This is a genomic window from Kitasatospora sp. NPDC057936 (assembly GCF_042887525.1).
In the GTDB taxonomy this organism is placed as follows: domain Bacteria; phylum Actinomycetota; class Actinomycetes; order Streptomycetales; family Streptomycetaceae; genus Kitasatospora.
Genome location: NZ_JBHVPD010000218.1, coordinates 1 through 1,128, shown reverse-complemented (window position 1 = coordinate 1,128; position 1,128 = coordinate 1). Strand labels below are relative to the sequence as shown.

The 1,128-nt window shown below is 74.8% G+C and carries 1 protein-coding gene; it reads right to left on the bottom strand.

Annotation, left to right across the window (positions count from 1 at the left end; genetic code table 11):
* Nucleotides 1–1,128: polyketide synthase dehydratase domain-containing protein (locus tag ACFVU9_RS45500; protein ID WP_387603995.1), on the bottom strand; the 1,128-nt coding region annotated here is incomplete at both ends.

Below are 1,128 nucleotides of genomic sequence, written 5' to 3'. Positions count from 1 at the left end.
CTGGGTGAGCCAGTTCTGGACGAGGGTGAGGGCGTGGAGTGCGGTGTCCTCGGGGGTGGTGTCGGTGTCGAGGTGGACGATCACCGGTTCCGGGGCGTCGGCATGACCCGAACCCCCACCGGACGGTCGTAGCTCCGTCCAGCCCACCTCGTAGAGCGGGTCCGTTCCGGTCTGCGGCGTGGCGGTGAGCGCACCGGCCGGCAGCGGGCGCAGGTCGAGGGCGTCGACGGCGGCGACGAGCCCGCCTGCGGGATCGGTCAGCACCAGCGACACCGTCTCGCCGGCCAGCGGCTCCAGCCGGACGCGCAGCGCGGTCGCGCCGGTGGCGTGCAGCCGGACCCCGCTCCAGGAGAACGGGAGCCGGACGCCGTCCAGGCCCTCGCGCACCGGCAGGAGGTGCAGCGCGGCGTCCAGCAGCGCCGGGTGCAGGGCGAACTCGTCCGTTCCGCCGCCCGGTTCCCCGGGGACGCCGACCTCGGCGTACAGGGTGTCGCCGAGCTGCCAGGCGGCGCGCAGGTTGCGGAACGCGGGGCCGTAGCCGTAGCCGAGCCCGGCGAGCCGGTCGTACACCTCGTCCACGTCGGTCCGGACGGCCCCGGCGGGCGGCCAGGTCGTGTCCGGTACGGGCGTGTGGCCGCTTTCCGCGGAGAGGAGGCCCGAGGCGTGCCGGGTCCAGTCGGCGTCCTCGCCGAACCTGGCGTGCACCGCGAACGGGCGTCGGCCGTCGTCCGCAGGGACCCCTACGGTGAGCTGGAGCGACGCGGCGCCGGTGGTGGGCAGGGCGAGCGGGGCCTCCAGCGTGAGCTCGTCCACGACCGGGCTCTGCGCGTGCTCCCCGGCCCGCAGGGCCAGGTCGACGAAGAGGCTGCCCGGCACCAGGGGCACACCGTCGATGCCGTGGTCGGCGAGCCAGGGGTGGGTGTCGAGCGACAGCCGGCCGGTGAACAGCAGGCCGCCCTCACCCGCGAGTTCGACCGGTGCGTCGAGCACCGCCGCAGCTGTCCTCGCCGGATCCTCCAACCAGTAGCGGCGTCGTTGGAAGGGGTAGGTGGGGAGGTTGGGGTGGGTGTGGGTGGTGGTGGGTGGGGTGGGGGTGTGGCCGTGGGTGTGGGTGGTGGCGAGTGCGGT